Source organism: Pontibacter virosus (assembly GCF_003096355.1).
GTDB lineage: Bacteria > Bacteroidota > Bacteroidia > Cytophagales > Hymenobacteraceae > Pontibacter > Pontibacter virosus.
Map to the genome: position 1 here is coordinate 264,856 of NZ_QEKI01000002.1, position 18,196 is coordinate 283,051.

The following is an 18,196-nucleotide window of genomic DNA, read 5'->3' on the forward strand; positions in this document are numbered from 1 at the left end:
AGTTATAAAATTCCTACTTTTAGTTTCGAACCAAACACACCCTTATGTCCATGAGACTTTTTGGCGCCCTGTGTGCTGCCCTGTCGCTGTCGTTTACCCCACTGCTGGCCCAGGAGCAGCAAGTTAATTACCACCTCTCCTTCCCGAACGCCGTGCACCACGAGGCACAGATCAGCGTCACGTTTACAGGTATAAAAAGCGACACCCTGCAGGTGCTGATGCCACGCAGTTCGCCGGGCCGCTATGCGCTGCACGAGTTTGCTAAAAACGTGTACAGTGTAAAAGCGACGGACGGCAAAGGAAAACAGCTGCAGGTTAGCCGGCCTAACCCGCACCAATGGGATGTGAGCGGGCATCAGGGAGAAATCACACTGAGCTATACCTTGTTCGGCGCTCATGCCGACGGTACTTATACCGGCATTGACGAGACGCATGCGCATCTAAACATGCCGGCCACCCTGATGTATGCCCTAGGCTTCGAGAAGGCGCCTGCCCGCGTCACGTTTCGCATACCTGAGGGCAGCAACTGGAAAGTAGCCACACAGCTGCGGCCCCTAAACGACTCCACCTTCACGGCGCCCGACTTTCAGTACCTCATGGACAGCCCAACTGAGCTGAGCAATTTTGAGTTTGCGGAGTGGACCGTGCAGGACCACGGCAAAAGCAAGACTATACAGGTGGCCATGCACCACCACGGCAACAAAGCGCAGTTTGATGAGTATGTGGCGAAAACCAAGCAGATCGTGGCCGAGCAGCAGGGGGTTTTCGGAGAGCTGCCCGACTTTGATTTTGACCGCTATACCTTTATTGCCTGCTATGGGCCGCAGGCCATAGGCGACGGCATGGAGCACCGCAACTCCACTATCGTGTCGAGCTCCCGCCCGCTGGGCAGCGCTACCACAGCCCTACTCGGTACGGTATCCCATGAGTTTTTCCATGCCTGGAACGTGGAGCGCCTGCGACCTGCCACGTTGGAGCCTTTCGATTTTCAAAGGGCCAACATGACGGAAGCGCTGTGGCTGGCAGAGGGTTTTACCTCTTACTACGGTGCCCTGACCATGTATCGCCTTGGCTTCAACGACGTGCGAAACGTTGCCCGCGACCTGAACTATGTGCTGCTCACACCGGGCAGGCACTACCATAACCTGGTAGAGATGAGCCTGCAGGCGCCTTTTGTGGATGCAGCCCGCTCCGTGGATCCTCATAACCGCCACAACACCTTTATTTCGTACTATACCTATGGCAGCATGCTCGGCCTCGGACTGGACCTGACGCTGCGCCGCGACTTCAACACTACCCTCGACGCCTATATGCAGGCACTCTGGCAAAGGTATGGCAAAACCGAGAAGCCCTATACTATGGCTGATCTGGAGCGCACCTTAACCGAAGTGACGAAAGACACCGCCTGGGCAGCCGACTTTTTCAGGCGGCAGGTATACGGCAGCGAACTGCCAGACTACGCCGCCTTACTGGCCGAAGCCGGTCTGCAGCTTCGCAAAGCCGAACCTGGCAAAGCCAGTCTGGGCGCTGCCAATTTCGAATTCAGCAAGCAGGGCGCGAAACTCGTGAATGGCACCTATGTCACCTCACCGCTCTACAAGGCAGGCCTGAACCGGGGCGACATCCTCCTGACTCTTAATGGCAAGAAAGTGACCAGCGAGAAAGAACTGCAGAAGATCATGAGCAAACTAAAGCCAGCCCATAGTGTGCCGATCACCTACCGAAGCAGCGAAATGGCTCCGATCATGAGCACCCAGATTGTGCTGGAAGAAATGCCGGAACTGATGATCGAACATTTTGAAAACGCAGGCAAGGAGCTGACACCTGCCATGAAACAGTTCAGACAAGCCTGGTTGGGAACCAAGATCAAGTAGGCATGCAAGGTATAAACCTCAAGGTTATCCTGCTGCACAGTCTGGTTGTAGTATTGGCTTCCTATGCTTTTGTAGCGCTCGGCTATATTTATGACATGCCGCTGACAGAGCTATACCTGGAGACGGGCGATTTGACCAAATTTGAGCAAAGCGCCAATATGTACCAGATCAACTCCGACCGCATCAGCAAATTCATGGAGGTGCATCGGTATGCCCCTTTTGCCGGAGCGCTTTTCGGTGTGGCCCTCTCGTTCATCGCGCTGCGCAAGAAGAAACGCGGCCTGCAGCATACCCTGATCGTGCTGGTAATCGCGGTACTGCTGGCGCTTGGGGGCATTTTAGACATGGCTCTAGTCAAAAACATCTTGTTTGCCCCTGGCAGGCTTGTTTCATCATCGGTGATGACCGTCTATACCCTGAGCTACCTGCTTTTGCTGGGCCTCAGCTTCTGGCTGGCTTTTTTGGGTAAACGTATATCCGAAACAGGAAGCAAAAACAAGGTATAGCTGGCCACAACAAAAGCCCTTGGCACCCGTTTTCAAGTATACACCCGCTTGTTTCTGAAGCAATTGCACTGTAACTTAGTACCACATTCAACAGAAAGTTTTTCACGTGAAAATATTTTTAAGCACCATCTTGACCTGTAGCCTGCTTTTCGCAGGGAACGCTATGGCGCAGACAAGCCAGAAAGCCAGTCTGGAAGCTGCACCGGCCCCCGCTTTGCAAGAACAGCCAACTCCAGCCACTGCGGAAGAAAAGCCCTCAAAATTTGAGATGCCGGCCAAGCGCCTCAGCTACAGTCTGGCCGCTGGCGCCAGCTTTGGCAGCGGTTTTGGCGCCACTTACCTGGAGCCAACCGTACGTTATCACCTGAATCCGCGCTTGCGTGTGTTCAGTAGCCTGACTTATATGTCGGTCATGCCGGGCCAATACAGTATGCCGACCGGCGACGGAGGCACTGCCTTGATGCGTACCAGCCCCAGCAACCATTACATCGCCCACGTGGGTGCCGACTACCTGGTAAACGACCGCCTGATCCTGAGTGGCAGCGTGTGGAAAGATTTCTCTAATATCCCGGCCCAAAACCCGGCTTACATGAACTTTATGAACCCGGGCCGACAGGGAATGGACTTCCGGGCTACTTATAAAATTACCGAGCACTTCTCGGTGACGGGCGCTATGCGCTACTCTAATGGGGCCTCTCCGTTCTACAGTCCGTTTCAACATCCGGTGTCTGTAGGCAGAAGCGGTGGTTTTTGGCAATAGGCTTTCGGTATAACTTAAGAAATTCTAAGGCGTCTTTTCTGAAAGGAGAAGGCGTTTTTTAATGCCTGTTAGCGTATTATAATTTATTTTCCGCACACGTTTCAACTTTCGTGGGCGTTATCGTGTTAATAATCCCTGAAAACAAGCTTATTCAGATTTTGAGGCAGAAGAACGAAACAGTAAGGCATCTGAAAAACGACAAACTGACCGTAGTGAAACCAGATTTCCGCGGCAACAAGACCATAAACGGACAGTTTGCGAACGGCAGCGAGCTTTTTACCCCTAAACTGAGCAAGGTGCTGCGCTGGAAAACCTCACGCAACCCGCAGCGCGAGGAGAAGAAGGCTGATAACTATGTGCCACCCGTAGCCTACGGCACCGACTTCATCACATCCGGGGAAGACATGGTGGTCTGGCTTGGTCATGCCACTTTTCTGATCAAGGTAGGCGGCCTGACCATGATCACCGATCCGGTGTTCTATGACCTGCCCATGATCAAGCGCCGCATCGGGCTGCCCTGCGCGCCGGAGCAGCTCAAAGGCATCGACCTGGTACTGCTCTCGCATGGCCACCGCGACCACCTCGACGAACGATCCATTAAAACGCTTTACCGCCAGAATCCGGACATGAAGGCCCTGGCCCCTTTAAATGCAGGCAACCTGTTGCGCGGTGCCGAGCCGGAACTGCCTTATCAGGAAGCAGGCTGGTACCAGAAATTCGACCTCACCCCACAAGGTATAGAGATATACTTTTTGCCAGCCTCGCACTGGCACCGCCGCGGTATGTTCGACATGAACAAGGTGCTTTGGGGAAGCTTTCTGATCAAAACACCTACCATGCAGCTCTACTTTGCCGGCGACACGGGTTACAACGGACATTTTGAAGAGATCGAGGCACTCTTTGGCCCAATGGATGTCTGCCTGATGCCGGTCGGTGCCTACCGTCCGAGTTTCCTGATGCAGAAGAGCCACCTGAACCCCCATGAAGCGGTACGGGCCTATAATGTGCTGCGGGGTGGCACTTTTATACCGATGCACTACGGCACCTTCGACTTGTCGGACGAGCCAGCGGGAGAGCCGGTACGTTTGCTCGAGCAAATTGCCGCCTCAGGCATGATGCAGGGGCTGCGCATACCTGCTATCGGAGAGCCGGTGTTGCTGCGGGAGTTAGTATAGCCCAAAAACCGGCGGGCTGTACTATATTTGCAGCTCCACGACGGCAACCCACATGTCTGCAACGCTTATCATCAGCCTGATCATTGGCTATTTCGGCATCCTGATCCTGATCTCTTTCCTAACGGGCAAGAGCACCGACTCCAACACCTTCTTTCTGGCTAACCGCAAATCGCCCTGGTATGTAGTGGCCTTTGGCATGATCGGCGCGACCCTGTCGGGCGTGACCTTTGTGTCGGTGCCGGGCATGGTACGCGACCTGCAGTTCACTTACATGCAGCTTGTGCTGGGTTATCTGGCAGGTTATTTTGTCATTGCCACGGTACTCTTGCCGCTCTACTACCGCCTCAACCTGGTTTCCATCTATACCTACCTGGACCAGCGTTTTGGCTTTTGGAGCTACAAAACCGGCGCCGCTTTCTTTCTGCTCTCACGCACCCTTGGCTCAGCCATTCGCCTTTTTCTGGTTGCCAGTGTGCTGCAATTGGCGGTGTTCAACGAAATGGGTATCCCTTTTGCAGTTACGGTAGGCATTACAATTCTGCTGATCTGGGCCTATACCTTCCGGGGCGGTATGAAAACCATTATCTGGACCGATACTTTCCAGACTGCCGCCATGCTGTTGGCGGTGGGTATCAGTATTTGGGTAGTCTCAGAAGAACTGAATTTGGGCTTCCAGGGGATGGTCGATACGATATCAGACAGTTCATATGGCAAGGTGTTCAACTGGGAGTACAAGGAGAACACCTATTTTCTGAAGCAGTTCTTCTCGGGCGCCTTTATCACGATCGTGATGACGGGACTGGACCAGGACATGATGCAAAAGAACCTGAGCTGCAAGAACATTGGGGAGGCACAGAAGAACATGTTCTGGTTCAGCGTAATCCTGGTGGTCGTGAACGTGATGTTTCTGTCGCTGGGAGCGCTGCTATACCTGTACGCCTCCTCCAAAGGTATAGTGTTGCCCGAACGGGGCGACGATGTGTTCCCGTTTCTGGCACTAAACCACTTCCCGGCTATAGTGGGCGTTGCCTTCATTCTGGGTATCATTGCCATTGCCTACGCCTCCGCCGATTCCGCCCTTACCTCGCTTACCACCTCTTTTTGCGTGGACTTCCTTAACTTTAAAGAGCGCAGTGAGCACGAACGAGTGCGCCTGCGCTACATTGTGCACATTGGTTTCTCGGTGGTCATGATGCTCGTGATCCTGCTCGTGAACGAAATCAACAGCCAAAGTTTGATCTCGACCCTCTTGCAAGTGGCGGGCTATACCTACGGGCCGTTGCTCGGGCTTTATACCTTCGGCCTCTATACCCAACGCCAGGTGCGCGACCGCTTCGTGCCGGCCATTTGCCTGGTAGCCCCTATGCTTACCTACCTCATCAGCGCGAACTCTGCTGCCTGGTTCAACGGCTACCAATTTGGCTTTGAGGTACTGATCTTGAATGGATTTCTGACCTTTCTGGGACTATGGGCGGTGTCGCAAAAGAAAACAAAACTGGAGCTGGAAAGAACCAACCTGTAGGGACAGGTTGTGAATGGCCCTTTTCCACACTTTTATGTAAACCCTCCACAGGACAAGACAATATCCCATACTTTGCTTACCTTTGAAAGATTTTTCGGGTACGTGGCATTTTTAGTGCTGCTTGGCTGTTATATGCCAGCAACCCCCTCTTATTAAGTATAGATTTCATTAATGGCAAAACGCGGAATCGGGCTAAACGACAGCACGCAGGAGAAAGAAGGCAGAAAGAAAATCAGCAAAGACAGCTTTCGTCGCGGCATCAGGATCTTTAGCTACGTACTACCCTACAAGTTTAAATTCATTATCGGTCTGGGCTTTCTGGTACTTTCCAGCCTGACGTTCATGATCTTCCCGTATCTGGTGGGCAAGCTCTTCGACGAGTCGGAGAACGAGATGATCAACATGTATGCGTTGGGCTTGCTGGCGGTGATCCTGTTTCAGGGTATCTTCTCCTTTTTCAGAGTGTATTTTTTTGCACAGGTCAGCGAAAACGCCGTAGCCAACATCCGGCGGGACCTTTACAGCAAATTCGTGCAGTTGCCAATCTCCTTTTACGAAAAAAGACGCGTAGGCGAGATTACGAGCCGCATCACCACCGACGTGGCACAGGTGCAGGACGCCATGTCCATCACCTTGGCCGAACTTTTCCGGCAGGTAACGACCCTCATAGTAGGTGTAGCCCTTATCATGTGGATCTCCATCAAGCTATCCCTTTTTATGCTGGCTACCTTCCCGGTGCTGGTCATACTGGCGATGATATTTGGCCGCCGCATCAAGAAGCTTTCCAAGAAAACGCAAGACGAACTGGCCAACACCAACGTAATTGTGGAAGAAACGCTTCAGGCGATCAATACCGTGAAAGCGTTCACCAACGAGATGTTTGAGGTTGCCCGTTACCGCACCACGCTGGCCAAGGCGGTACGCACCGCCATTGCCACGGCAAACTATCGGGGTGCCTTCATCACCTTTATCATTGTGGGCTTGTTTGGTGGTATCATCCTGGTGATCTGGTATGGCGCGACATTGGTGGCCAACGGAGAAATTGAGCGGGACAGCTTTGTTTCCTTTGTGCTCTATACCGTGTTCATTGGCGCCTCTGTGGGTGGTCTGGGTGATCTTTACGGCAAAATACAGACAGCTTTGGGTGCGACGGAGCGCATACAGGAGATTCTGGCCGAGACGGAAGAGCCAACCGACAAGCGTCAGCGTCCGCTGAGCGAGATCAGGCGTGTGCGCGGCGATATCAGCTACAGCCAGGTGGCCTTCTCCTATCCTACCCGACCGGACATCCAGGTGCTCCGCGACATCAACTTCAGCATCAACTCCGGTGAGAAGATTGCGCTGGTGGGTCCGAGCGGTGCCGGCAAGTCCACTATCGTGCAGCTCTTGCTGCGTCTCTACGACGTAAGCCACGGCAGCATTACCGTAGACGGACAGGACATACGCCAGATGAATCTAACCGAACTCCGCGCCAACGTGGGCATCGTGCCGCAAGAGGTGTTACTGTTTGGCGGTTCCATCCGTGAGAACATCGCCTACGGTCGCCCGGAGGCTACGGAAGAAGAAATCATTGCGGCGGCCCGAAAAGCCAATGCCTATGACTTTATATTGACCTTCCCGGAGGGACTGGATACACTGGTAGGCGAACGCGGCATCAAACTCTCCGGCGGTCAGCGCCAGCGTGTGGCCATTGCCCGCGCCATCCTGAAGAATCCGGCCATTCTGGTCCTCGACGAAGCCACCAGCTCGCTTGACTCAGAGTCAGAACACTTGGTGCAGCAGGCGATGGATGAGTTGATGAAGAACAGAACAACCATCGTGATCGCGCACCGCCTGGCAACAATTCGTAAAGTGGATAAAATTTTAGTGATCGATGGCGGTGAGATCGTAGAGGAAGGTTCGCATGAAGTGTTGTCGTTGAATGACAATGGCATTTATGCGAATTTGCTCAGGCTTCAGTTTGAGATGAGCTAGAAGCTTTTTATGATACGAAGAGCCCTGCCGGTGTTTTGCCGACAGGGCTTTTTTAATGCAGGAAGAGAAGCAGCAACAGGTATAGCAATCTGTGTTGCATAACCTCGCCGTACAGGCGAGGCTTAAACTGCTGTTACGAAAAAACCGCTATATCAATATATCCTAATAAATCACTAATTTGCGAAGTATACTCTTTTAATAGCGGCACCAGTTGCTACTGAACCATTTTATGCACCCAATCAGCACTCTCACCCGAGCCATTCTTTTCTACTTGCTGCTTATACCCGTTTTCACGGCTTCGGCTCAGAATTACCGCGACACGTTCAGGGCGCGTAATGCAGTGTATGCCGAACTAGGGGGAAACGGCGATTTGCTGTCAGCTAACTACGACCGTATTGTATACCAGAAGTCGATGTTAAAGGCAGTTTTCAGGATAGGTATAGCAAGCAACACCTTCTTTTCTTCAGAGGAGCCGGGCTTTTATCCGGTAGTGCCTGTTGAGGCGCTGGGCATGATCGGGCGATTTCAAAAGCATTTTGAGTTCGGATTGGGATACACCCGCCGCTTCACCAACGAACCAGATCTTTTGCGGAATATGTACTTCAGCCGCATCGGCTTCCGTTACCAGAACCCGACGGGTGGACTGGTGGTGCGTGTTGGCTTTACTCCTTTTCTGTCGACAGAAAGTAATACCAAATCGCCGGGACCCGCTTTCATTCCCCGCTTTGGTTTTAGCGTAGGCCGAAGTTTTTAGAGATTCCGTAAAACTTATTCTGAACGAAACGGTTAAGGGGAATAGTCAGCATTTTTCAGTAATTTCGAATCGCAAACCATCATACATTATTAAATATAAACCATGAAAAAGATTTTATTCAGCATGTTTCTGTCGGCGGCTTTGCTAAGCGGCACAGCCGTAACGGTTCAGGCCCAGCAGCAAGGTATCGCGATGCCAGCCGCCAGCCCACTGTCCACTGTGACACAGGAAATTGGCCTGACGAACGCAACCTTGAGTTATTCCCGCCCATCCATGAAAGGACGCTCAGTTTTCGGTGGTGACGTTGTGCCTTTCGGTAAGGTATGGCGCACAGGTGCCAACAACTCCACTACCCTTAAGTTCAGCGATGAGGTAACCATCCAGGGCAAAAAAGTACCTGCCGGTGAGTATGCGCTGCTGACTATACCTGGCCAGAACGAGTGGACAATCATCCTATACAAAGACACGAAACTCGGCGGAAACGTGGCGCAGTATAAGCAGGAAAACGACCAGCTCCGTTTTACAGTAAAGCCGCAGACCAATCCGAGAACCGTTGAAACCTTTACCATCAACTTTGCCAACCTGAAGGCAAATGCCGCTGATCTGGAGATTCTGTGGGACAAAACGATCGCCAGCTTCACCATTGAGGCGGAAGTAGACAGCAAAGTGATGGCCCAGATTCAGGAGCGTGTGGTAAATGGCAAAGAGGTGTCTCCAGCGCTTTACGCTGCCGCTGCCAACTACTACGCAGACAACAACAAGGACATGAAGCAGGCGCTGGAGTGGATGAAAAAAGCCAACGCCAACGATCCTAAATTCTGGAACCTGCACGCACAGGCCAAAATCCAGGCGAAAATGAAAGACTACAAAGGCGCCGTAAAAACTGCCGAGCAGTCGATCGCACTGGCCAAAAAGGCAAACAATGAAGACTATGTGCGTATGAATGAAAAGGCCATTGCCGAGTGGAAGAAAATGAAGTAGGCTATACCTGCCCGCTTTTTACCGAAAGCCTCTGCTCTGGCAGAGGCTTTCTTTTTTGAGTTACTTTGCTTTGTGGTGGAAACCTGCCCGCTTTCTAGAGGGTCCCTACCCCCAGGGGGACTCTCATGCACGAGAAGTGCCCTCCTCGGACGGGCATGGGTGGGTTAATACCAATTTGAACCTAATACTTTATACCTATTGGAAGAACCTAAAAAACATTCAGAAGATCACCTTGGGCCTGCCCGCGAATACTGGTGGAACGACGACTACCTGGAACTGCTGGCCCGCCGCCTGCACCTGGACTACACCGGCACGCTGGTGGACATCGGCTGTGGCAAAGGCATGATGGGCTTCATGTTCTCGAAGCACCTCCCCACTGGCGCCAAGGTATACGGTGTTGATTTTGAGCCGGAGTACATCGAAGAAGCCAGGCAAAAGGCTCAGAGCATTTACCTGCACAACGACATCAGCTACGATTTCCGGGTGGGCAACGCCTCCAACATTCCCCTGCCAGATAACCTGGCTGACATAACTCTCTGCCAGACCCTGCTGATCCATGTGAAAGATCCCAAACAGGTGATCAGCGAGATGATCCGCATCACCAAGCCCGGCGGTTGGGTATTGGCGCTGGAGCCAAACAACCTGGTGCCCAACCTGATGTTCGACCGCTATGGTGAAACGGACTTTGACGTGGAAAGCACCCTCGAAGTGCTCGAGATAAAGCTGCGTATTGAAAAAGGAAAGAAAAGACTGGGCGAAGGCTTCAACTCCCTGGGCGACGTGATACCTGACCTATATCTGAAGGCTGGTCTTGAGAACATCAAGGTATGGATCTCGGACAAAGCGCTCTCGATCATTCCGCCCTACGACACGCAGGAGAAAATGCTGCGCGTAGAGCAAATGCTACAGTGGATTGACTCCGACTCGATGGGCTACGACTACCAGGACAACCTCAACTACTTCATGGCCGGCGGCGGCGACAAAGACAAGTTCGATGCTTACTGGCAGAAGCTGCTTTACAACAAGATTGCGCTCAAGCAACGGCTTCTGAACGAAGAGTATGTTTCTGCTGGCGGCAGTCTGGTATACATCGTAGCGGGGCAGAAACCGCGAGGTTAAGCATAATGGCGCGAGCGTCCTCGCTCGTAACTTGCTATGGTGGGGCCTCTGGCCCCTTTAGCCTTTATAGCAGCTATATGACTCGAAATTGGCTTAGGGCAGCTAACGTTTGATATAAAGCACAAAAGTTAAAAGAAACGCACAAGGGGGCCAGAGGCCCAACGATAATAAACACAAGCGTGGACGCTCGCGCTATATACATTTGTTAATCGGCTAGATTCTCTCCTTTCTCGCCCATAACAAACTGAATGATCGCTCCAAACACAAGCACCGCCACACAACCAATTACATTAAACCACAGGAAGGCGATATCCGTGTAAAAGTGGCAGTAAAGCACCACAGCTTCGGCCATCAGCGCGGCGATGAAGACAGCATGTCCCTTAATATACTTCACGTAGAAGGCCACCAGGAAAATGCCCAGGATGGTACCGTAGAAAATGGATCCGATGATGTTCACGGCCTGAATCAGGTTATCGAGCAGAGAGGCATAGGTGGCGAAGATGATTGCCAGCGTGCCCCAGGCGGCTGTGAAAACGCGGGAAGCCCGCAGGTAATGGAAGTTGTCTTTATCCTTCTTGACAGAGCGTTTGTAGATGTCCACCACCGTAGTGGAGGCCAGCGCATTAAGCTCCGATGCCGTGGATGACATGGCGGCAGAGAAAATCACAGCCAAAAGCAGACCTACCAAACCGGCTGGCAAGTACTTCATCACAAAAGAGATGAACACGTAGTCGGTATCCTTTGTCTCGGCATCGGGAGTGGCCTTTGCGATAAGTGCTTTTGCATCATTACGCACCACTTTGGAGGCATCAGTTATACCTTGCACTTCGGCTTGGGCTGCGGCAATTGCGGTTTCGTCGTCAGTTCGCAGGGCGGCAACCAGGCCGTGCACCGCTTCCTGTTTCTGGTTGAACAAAACAGTGTGTTGCTCTTCGAGCGCTTCCATTTCCGGGGCGAATTCAGTGGCGTATACCTTGTCTTTGGCGCTCTCGTTAAAAAAGAGTGGCGGCTGGTTGAACTGGTAGAACACAAACACCATCACCCCGATGAACAGGATGATAAACTGCATCGGGATCTTGAGCAGGCCGTTGAACAGCAGACCCAGTCTACTTTCTGCCACCGATTTTCCGCCCAGATAGCGGGCCACCTGGCTCTGGTCGGTACCGAAGTAGGAAAGCGCCAGGAACAAACCGCCCGTCATACCTGACCAGAAATTATACCGGTCGTTCCAGTCGAAGGAGAAGTCTACCACGTTCATTTTGCCCATCTTGCCCGCCACGGCCACGGCATCGCCAAAGGACACGCTTTCTGGCAGGTAACGCACCACCATAAAACCGGCTACCAGCATTCCGCCCATCATCACGGCCATTTGCTGCTTTTGCGTCACGCTCACCGCCTTGGTGCCACCCGACACGGTATAAATGATCACCAGTATACCGATCAGCATGTTGGTGGCTGTCAGGTTCCAGCCTAGTATAGTAGAGAGGATGATAGCCGGTGCGTAAATGGTGATGCCCGCCGCCAGTCCGCGCTGTATCAGAAAGAGCAGAGCGGCCAGCGATCGGGTTTTCAGGTCGAAGCGACTTTCCAGGAATTCGTAGGCGGTGTATACCTTGAGTCGATAGAAAATAGGGATAACCGTGATCGAAATGATGACCATGGCGATTGGGAGACCGAAGTAGAACTGCACGAAGCGCATGCCGTCTTCGTAGGCCTGCCCCGGTGTAGAAAGAAAAGTGATAGCACTGGCCTGTGTGGCCATGATGGACAAACCGATGGTCCACCACTTCATGCTGTTGTCACCTTTCAGGTAGCCTTCTATATCTTTGCTGCCACGCGTTTTCCAGACCCCGTAGCTTACAATAAAGCCCAGTGTGCCGAGCAGTACAATCCAGTCGAGTAACCTCATGAATAAATGCGGGTGATGATGTAAAACAGGGAGATCAGAAAGGCGAGATTGCCCAGTACCAGCCAGTACATACTTTTCCAGCTTTTGAAAAAGGGTGGCTTGTCGAGCTCCTCACCAGGCTTGTTATCGGTATCTTTCATAGTATTCTCAGTTGTAGCACGAATCTAGTAGCATGACATCTTTAAGGATAGTCGTAGCGTACCTGACAAAAGACTCGCAGAGGAGTGTTAAATCGTTTCCGATGAATCTATTGCCCTTTGTCTGGCACTCTCCGGAAGCTACGTGATCTGCTCATTTATTTTGCTGTACTCTCCGCGCTGCTGCCCTGGGCACCGTGCCCGTTGCCGAGAGAGATCAGGTTGGTGAAGATGCGGTAGGCGCCCGGCACACCGGCAGGCAGCTGTCTGAACCAGGAGTAGCCGGTATACACAAAGTGCCCCTTGCCATGGCGGGCGATCAAAAGGCCGCCGTCGCGGGCAGGCTCGCCGGGATCGTTGCTCGAGAGGATGGCCTCAAACTCGCTGCTCCACTCACTCGGGAAGTAAAGTCCCCGCTCCTGCACCCAGCCTTCAAAGTCCTTCTTGGTGATCTTGTTTGGGCTGTTCAGCGCCTGATGACCTGGTTTCAGGAAGCGCACGTCGGCATCCTCCACCGTTACCCGCTGGCTCGAAATCTTGAGGGGATAAGGGGCAACGTTGCTGGTTTTGAGGCTGTGCCCGGTGTTATACTGCACAATCACGGTACCTCCCTGCTGCACGTAGTTGAGCAGACGCGGCTGGTAAAAGTTCATGCGCTCCACCGTGTTGTAAGCCCGAACCCCAAGTATCACCGCGTCAAAACGCTTCAGATTCTGGTCAGTGATATCCTCGTCCTTCAGTAGCGTAACGTTGTACCCGATCTGCTGCAGACTGGCAGGTATGTCGTCGCCGGCGCCCATCAGGTAAGCGATCTGCTCGCCATTGCGCTTCAGGTCGAGGCGCACAGCCTTGGCCACAGCCTCCGGAAAAGTGGTTTGGGTTGGAATGTGACTGTACTGAATCAGGTTGAGTCCGCGGGTGTAGGGCTTGCCTGCCACCGTAGCAACGGCTTTGAGCGCTACCTCCTGCTGCCCTTTCGGTGGATGCACCATAAAGCGAACCAACTGCTCTGCCCCGTTTTGTTCCAGGTCAAAAGCAACCTGTGCAGGTTCTGCTCGCCAGCCCTTCGGCAGTTGCAGGGCTACATTGCCTTTTATACCTGCCTTGCCAGCTTTTACCAACACATGCACCGGCTTTGGCTCCTGCGAGGCAAACATCAGTACTTTTTCTAAGATGTTCACAAAAACCGGCGGCGTAATGGCCAGTGGTCTGTACTGCTCCCCGTCCACCGGGTCGTTTCGCTTGTAAACAACAGGTACGGTATACCGGAAGGGCTCCCCGCTGATCAGCAAATCGAAATGCACCTCAGCGGCCGGTTGATTTTCCGGCGCACCGATCTCCTGCAGATCATCCACCCGGAACAAGCCCAGCGTTCCCTCCTGCCGTAGCCAGTAAGGCTGTGAAAGCTGAGCAGAGGCCGGAATTGGCAATTTAAATGGAATCAGATGCGATTCGTTTGGTGCGAGTGTTTTATTCAGGATGCTGTCTTTCGAAGCGAAGGCAGGACGCATGCCCACCAGCTGCACAGGTATAGCCGAACGGTTTATGGTTTCTATCTGTAAGTTGAGGCGCTCTCCCGGCGTGACGGCATAATCTGTAGCGACTGCCTCCAGGTATAGTCCCAGGCTATGCTTCACTACCTGCTCCAACTCTTCTGCTTTGAGGCGCTTCCAGTAGCTGTCGGGTAGTTTGGCAAGTTCTTTTCGGGCGGCCAGCAGCGTAGGTACCACAGCCGCCGGCTGCTCGGGCTTAAACTCCGATACCGCCTGCTGCAAGAGGGCCGCTACTTTATCACTTCCCTTCACCCGGCTCCAGGTAGTGTTTATACCTTCGAACAGCTCTTCCTTTGCCCGCTCCCCTTTTGTGTGATCCAGGTACTCGATCGTAACTCCCCTTGTACCCGTAGCGCCAAAACCCTGGCTCTTGTGCATGCTGCGGCTCAAAGCAGCAATTTCTGGGTATGACTTACCCAACAGTGGGTTGTAGCCGCCAACGTCTACCTTTAGGAGCTGCGAGCCGTAATCTTCAAACTCTTTCTGGCTGCGAAAAGACCATACGCCTGTATTCCAAAGCACCCGTTTAGCCTGCCATACCTGCACATATTTCAGCTGCTCCGGAAAGCGTTTTGGGTCGGCAGCAGCCTCAAAGGCCTCGTTAGCCAGCATAGCCGAGGCCGTGTGGTGACCGTGGGTTTCAGATGGTTTTGGCGAGAAGCGGGTGATGATCACGTCGGGCTTGAACTTGCGGATTGCCCACACCACATCGTGCAGCACTTTTTCCTTGTCCCAGGTTGCAAAGGTCTCTTCCGGGTTTTTAGAATAGCCAAAATCATTGGCGCGGGTAAAAAACTGCTGACCTCCGTCGATGCGCCGGGCCTGCAGCAGTTCCTGTGTGCGAATGATGCCCAGCCCTTCGCGGATTTCCGGTCCGATCAGGTTCTGTCCGCCATCGCCGCGCGTTACGGACAGGTAGCCGGTATTGTATAGCTTCTCGTTGGATAGGTAAGCGATAAAACGGGTATTCTCGTCATCGGGGTGGGCCGCTACATACAGCGCGGTGCCCAGTACGTTGAGTTTCTTGATGTCCTGCAGTAATGCAGCAGCATCTGGTTTTGCGGGCGCCTGCGCCTGTAGCGGACCGCAGGTTAGAAGCAGAAAAAAGGTAAATAAGAGCGAAAAACTTTTTTTCATAGTTTTAGTTAAAGAAGCGGTGAAAGCGAGCCATCGCCAATGTGCTGTAAATCTAAAAAATTTGTATCAGCCTAACCAGTTTTTGGGGGTTTAAAGGACAGAAAGTCGCTGCTACCCGACATATAACAATTGGAACACATTATTTGTATTAATAACAGTCGACATCACATTGAATCAAACTCAACTGATATAGTCTTGTAATATGACTAGTCAGGACTTAACGAAGAAAATTACAGGCTAAAGTAAATTTTTCAAAAAAATAATCAAATTGCTGGCTTTATATCTTACCCTTTATATATTTGTAAAAAAGTGGAAGACATTTACCGAATACTGCCTAAGGCTTGTCAGTTTAACTGGGTAGCCCCAACTATGAAACAACGTATCTGAAGGCTACAAACATTTGACGCATATGGCAGAAAGCAGAATTGGAGACCAGGCAATCGAATTCCTTGGATCCTACTATGCCAAACATGAAAAAAAATCTGGTCTATTAGTAAACAGGCTCGTGCCCACTCACCAGGGTACCTTTGCTGATGCGCTGTTTGCTTACCAGAAGCACGACAACTGCTTTTTTGCCATTTCCCTCAACATCTCCGCCTCCAACAAGCTCGCGCGCCTGCTGAGTACCTACAAGAAAAAGGGACTGGGCAGAAGCCGCTACTTTACCGCAGCTTTTATTTTCAGCGCAGCAGCCTACCTCTGCTACCTGACCGGTAGTTGGCTGGCAGTCGCTTTAATTCCTGCCATCCTTGCTATTGCTGGCTTTTTCCTGCACTCCAGGTTACGTAAGCGCTACCTGCAGCAGCAGTTGAAAGAGGCGGTAGACCAACTCAAGCAGCAACCTGGCGACCACCAGTGGCTAGGTATACAGGTGAGCAGCCTGTGCTGGCGCGGCAATGAAATGGCGGACTACCTCTCCAAGCTGTGCGAACGAAAAGGAATTGGCCTGCTGACAGTAGGGAAACGCTCCCGCCTCACCCTGCGTCAGGAGCCACGACTGGCCACCTGCCGCCGCACTGACTTCCTTTCATACTATACCCAAGGCGAAAACCTGCGCAGAGAGCTGTCTGACCAGTTTATGCGGGTTGCTTAGACCGCAAATAAAAATGCGCCTCAGCCACTACTAATCCTTTCCCTCCTGCGTACAAATGTCAAAAGCCGTACAGTCTGCAAGGACTGATGGCCAGACTCGACCTTTGCGCCCATGAGAAAATACCTGAGCATACTCTCCCTGGCGGCTCTCCTCCTGGCTGGATGCCAGACGCAGGACGGCTTTCAGATCCCCAACACGCAGCCCGACATGCGGGGCAGTATCACCAACATCAAAAAGACTAACTCCAAAAAGAAGGAAGGCGTGGCCGTGGTTATGGTGGAATCTGTGGAAGGTGTACCAACCACCCTTACCAAAGCGACTTTGCGCATTGATGCTAAAACTTACATCGAAAACCTGCAGGGAGCCACACTTCGGTTAGAACATTTGCGCGAAGGGCAGTTAGTAGAGGCTTGGTTTGATGAACAAGTTGTGGAGGCGTCTCCGGTGCAGGCCCATGCATCCGCCATACGGGTAAGCAATTAGTTGGAAAGATGGAACAGAAACAGACGCGCTATACCTGGCACAAGGTATTTGACAGCGTGACAGAAGCCCACGAGCAGGTGCCCCCTCGCAAACTGAAGCAGTTGGTGCTGGATGGCCGGTCCATCTGCTTTGCGCATACCGCCTCCGGCTTTTTTGCCCTCGACGATGTCTGCCCACATCTGGGCTATTCCCTCAGCAAGGGCACCACCAATTACCTGGATGAAGTGATATGCCCCTGGCACAGCTACAGGTATAGCATGCGGGACGGGCGTGAGTGCGAGTTCCGTACCCGTAAAGCGGTTCTGCACCCGGTGGAGTTAAGAGAAGAAGGTGTATTTGTAGGAATTGAACAGGCCGCCGCTACGATCTGAAAAGGAGTCTTTTACCCTTACACGGGGGCATTCCACTCAAAATAGGGCGATTTCTGAGGCTAAGGCGTTCTAATTGTTTACATTGAGGCCCAACCAAAAATGTGATGTCTATGGCAACCAGAATTATTCGTCCGGAACCTACGCCATCTGCACCAGTAGAGCTTCGTCACATAATGGGTGAGCTATATGTGACCATTCAGCTTAAAAAAGACTACATAGAAGCCAAGTGGCAGGGCCATATAACGGCTGATAATGTGGTGTGCGCAGCGCAAGCCTTTCTCGAGTTTTTAAGAAAAAACCCATGCCAGAAGCTACTCAACGATAAGTCAGAAGTAACCGGGGACTGGCAGGAAGCCAACGACTGGCTGCAGTTTGAGTGGCTGCCACAAGCACTTGGAGCGGGTCTGCGCTACCTGGCGCACGTTTACTCCCTGAGCATGTTCAGCAAACTCGCTGCCCGAGAGCTTGAAGAGCGTATCACCCCCCAGCTCTCCATGAAAAACTTTTATGAACGACGCCTAGCCGAAGAGTGGCTCCTGGAGCAGGAAGACACTGCCGCTGGCCAGCGGGCTGCCAGGGCTTAGTGCACATTAGCAGCAACCGCTTGTGGCGCAACAGGTGTGATCACGACTGTATCGAGCAGTACTGACATCACAGGCTCTTCTATTTCAACATGGCTGGCGACAGTAGCATCAACTGCTTGTGTGTTTTTAGCATTTGGTTGCATGGCAAGACCGAAGCAAGATACTGTGGCGGCGATTACAAATAATACTTTCATGGCTTTAATATTTAGATGGTTATCAATTAATTACTGTGACAAAGTTATTCTATAGTACTTTGTTATGCAA

At 52.3% G+C, this 18,196-nt stretch carries 17 protein-coding genes; 13 read left to right on the forward strand and 4 right to left on the reverse strand.

Going from position 1 to position 18,196, the window contains the following annotated elements; genetic code table 11:
• Positions 1-44 precede the first annotated feature (44 nt).
• The 9 genes from C8E01_RS04185 to C8E01_RS04225 all read left to right on the forward strand — a co-directional run bounded on the left by C8E01_RS04185 (position 45) and on the right by C8E01_RS04225 (position 10,665).
• Positions 45-1,874 (forward strand): M61 family metallopeptidase, encoded by a 1,830-nt coding sequence (locus tag C8E01_RS04185; RefSeq protein ID WP_116542101.1) that lies wholly within the window; start codon positions 45-47, stop codon positions 1,872-1,874.
• A gap of 2 nt (positions 1,875-1,876) precedes the next feature.
• Positions 1,877-2,380, forward strand: coding sequence for a hypothetical protein (locus C8E01_RS04190; protein ID WP_116542102.1), 504 nt, complete (start codon positions 1,877-1,879; stop codon positions 2,378-2,380).
• Positions 2,381-2,543: 163 nt separating this feature from the next.
• Positions 2,544-3,140, forward strand: a complete 597-nt coding sequence (locus C8E01_RS04195) for a hypothetical protein (RefSeq protein ID WP_243409421.1) — start codon at positions 2,544-2,546, stop codon at positions 3,138-3,140.
• Positions 3,141-3,298: 158 nt separating this feature from the next.
• The gene (locus C8E01_RS04200) at positions 3,299-4,315 is read left to right on the forward strand and encodes an MBL fold metallo-hydrolase (protein WP_243409422.1); all 1,017 of its coding nucleotides are present in this window, start codon (positions 3,299-3,301) and stop codon (positions 4,313-4,315) included.
• A gap of 52 nt (positions 4,316-4,367) precedes the next feature.
• Positions 4,368-5,837, forward strand: coding sequence for a sodium:solute symporter (locus tag C8E01_RS04205; protein WP_116542103.1), 1,470 nt, complete (start codon positions 4,368-4,370; stop codon positions 5,835-5,837).
• Positions 5,838-6,008: 171 nt separating this feature from the next.
• Entirely contained in the window at positions 6,009-7,811 is a 1,803-nt protein-coding gene (locus C8E01_RS04210; protein ID WP_116542104.1) for an ABC transporter ATP-binding protein, read from the forward strand.
• 229 nt (positions 7,812-8,040) lie between these two features.
• On the forward strand, positions 8,041-8,565 hold the full coding sequence (locus C8E01_RS04215; protein ID WP_243409423.1) for a hypothetical protein: 525 nt from the start codon (positions 8,041-8,043) through the stop codon (positions 8,563-8,565).
• A 102-nt stretch (positions 8,566-8,667) separates the two neighbouring features.
• Positions 8,668-9,546, forward strand: a complete 879-nt coding sequence (locus C8E01_RS04220; protein ID WP_116542105.1) for a DUF2911 domain-containing protein — start codon at positions 8,668-8,670, stop codon at positions 9,544-9,546.
• Between the two features lie 198 nt (positions 9,547-9,744).
• Positions 9,745-10,665: a class I SAM-dependent methyltransferase gene (locus C8E01_RS04225; RefSeq protein WP_116542106.1), complete on the forward strand. Its 921-nt coding sequence runs from the start codon at positions 9,745-9,747 to the stop codon at positions 10,663-10,665.
• A gap of 205 nt (positions 10,666-10,870) precedes the next feature.
• Here the strand turns inward: C8E01_RS04225 and C8E01_RS04230 are convergent, their stop codons facing one another.
• The 3 genes from C8E01_RS04230 to C8E01_RS04235 form a co-directional block, all read right to left on the reverse strand.
• Positions 10,871-12,574: a sodium:solute symporter gene (locus C8E01_RS04230; RefSeq protein WP_116542107.1), complete on the reverse strand. Its 1,704-nt coding sequence runs from the start codon at positions 12,572-12,574 to the stop codon at positions 10,871-10,873.
• Complete coding sequence (locus C8E01_RS21595; RefSeq protein ID WP_165820560.1) at positions 12,571-12,714, reverse strand: hypothetical protein; 144 nt, start codon at positions 12,712-12,714, stop codon at positions 12,571-12,573. Before C8E01_RS21595 ends, C8E01_RS04230 begins: the two co-directional genes overlap by 4 nt.
• 155 nt (positions 12,715-12,869) lie before the next feature.
• The gene (locus C8E01_RS04235; RefSeq protein ID WP_116542108.1) at positions 12,870-15,401 is read right to left on the reverse strand and encodes a PIG-L family deacetylase; all 2,532 of its coding nucleotides are present in this window, start codon (positions 15,399-15,401) and stop codon (positions 12,870-12,872) included.
• A 409-nt stretch (positions 15,402-15,810) separates the two neighbouring features.
• Between C8E01_RS04235 and C8E01_RS04240 the strand changes: the two genes are divergently transcribed.
• The 4 genes from C8E01_RS04240 to C8E01_RS04255 all read left to right on the forward strand — a co-directional run bounded on the left by C8E01_RS04240 (position 15,811) and on the right by C8E01_RS04255 (position 17,932).
• On the forward strand, positions 15,811-16,494 hold the full coding sequence (locus C8E01_RS04240; protein WP_116542109.1) for a hypothetical protein: 684 nt from the start codon (positions 15,811-15,813) through the stop codon (positions 16,492-16,494).
• 111 nt (positions 16,495-16,605) lie between these two features.
• Positions 16,606-16,977 carry a DUF3221 domain-containing protein gene (locus C8E01_RS04245; protein ID WP_116542110.1) on the forward strand — a complete coding sequence of 124 codons (372 nt, stop codon included), beginning with the start codon at positions 16,606-16,608 and terminating at the stop codon, positions 16,975-16,977.
• Between the two features lie 8 nt (positions 16,978-16,985).
• Positions 16,986-17,348, forward strand: a complete 363-nt coding sequence (locus tag C8E01_RS04250; protein WP_116542111.1) for a Rieske (2Fe-2S) protein — start codon at positions 16,986-16,988, stop codon at positions 17,346-17,348.
• A gap of 110 nt (positions 17,349-17,458) precedes the next feature.
• Complete coding sequence (locus C8E01_RS04255) at positions 17,459-17,932, forward strand: hypothetical protein (RefSeq protein WP_243409424.1); 474 nt, start codon at positions 17,459-17,461, stop codon at positions 17,930-17,932.
• Here the strand turns inward: C8E01_RS04255 and C8E01_RS04260 are convergent.
• Complete coding sequence (locus tag C8E01_RS04260; protein WP_116542113.1) at positions 17,929-18,126, reverse strand: hypothetical protein; 198 nt, start codon at positions 18,124-18,126, stop codon at positions 17,929-17,931. The two genes, C8E01_RS04255 and C8E01_RS04260, sit on opposite strands and share 4 nt — an antisense overlap.
• Positions 18,127-18,196 lie beyond the last annotated feature (70 nt).